The organism is Rhodococcus ruber NBRC 15591, assembly GCF_001894945.1.
GTDB classification, from domain to species: domain Bacteria; phylum Actinomycetota; class Actinomycetes; order Mycobacteriales; family Mycobacteriaceae; genus Rhodococcus; species Rhodococcus ruber.
In genome coordinates this window covers 1-870 of record NZ_BCXE01000055.1, presented here as the reverse complement: position 1 = coordinate 870, position 870 = coordinate 1, and the positions used below count along the sequence as shown (strand labels likewise).

The following is an 870-nucleotide window of genomic DNA, read 5'->3' as shown; positions in this document are numbered from 1 at the left end:
GATCACCTATGCGACGGATCTGTTCGATGCGTCGACGGTGGCGGGGTTCGCGGCGCGGTTCGTGCGGGTGCTCGAGGAGGTGGTGGCCGATCCGTCGGTGGCGGTGGGGGATCTGGAGATCCTCGAGCCGGGGGAGCGGTCGCGGGTGCTCGAGGTGTGGAACGACACGGGGCATGCGGTGCCGGCGGTGACGTTGGTGGGGTTGTTCGAGGAGCAGGTGCGGCGGTCGCCGCAGGCGCCGGCGGTGACGTTCGACGGTGTGTCGCTGACGTACGGGGAGTTCGCCGGGCGGGTGCGGCGGTTGGCGCGGTATCTGGTGTCGGTGGGGGTGGGGCCGGAGTCGCTGGTGGGGTTGGCGATGCGCCGGTCGATCGATCTGCTGGTGGGGATGTATGCGGTGGTGGAGGCCGGGGGCGGGTATGTGCCGCTGGATCCGGATCAGCCGGCCGAGCGCAACGGGTACATCCTCGAGGTGGCGGCGCCGGTGGTGGTGTTGACCACGACGCGGGACGGGTTCGTGGTGCCGGGGGAGAGCTCTGTCCGCACTCTGGTGCTCGACGAGTTGGATGTGTCGGGGTACTCGGGTGCGCCGGTGTCCGATGCGGAGCGGCGGGCGCCGCTGCGGGGGTCGAACACGGCGTATGTGATCTTCACGTCGGGGTCGACGGGGCGGCCGAAGGGGGTGGCGGTCTCGCATGCGGCGATCGTCAATCGTCTGGTGTGGATGCAGGGGCGGTACGGGCTGACCGGCGCGGATGTGGTGTTGCAGAAGACGCCGTTCACGTTCGATGTGTCGGTGTGGGAGTTCTTCTGGCCGTTGCAGGTGGGGGCGCGGTTGGTGGTCGCGGCCCCGGACGGGCACCGCGACCC

General features: G+C 70.2%; 1 protein-coding gene. It reads left to right on the top strand.

All coding sequences use genetic code 11. The features are described 5' to 3' along the window. A partial coding sequence (locus RR3_RS24465) for an AMP-binding protein (RefSeq protein ID WP_139278891.1) occupies nt 1-870 on the top strand: 870 nt, incomplete at both ends.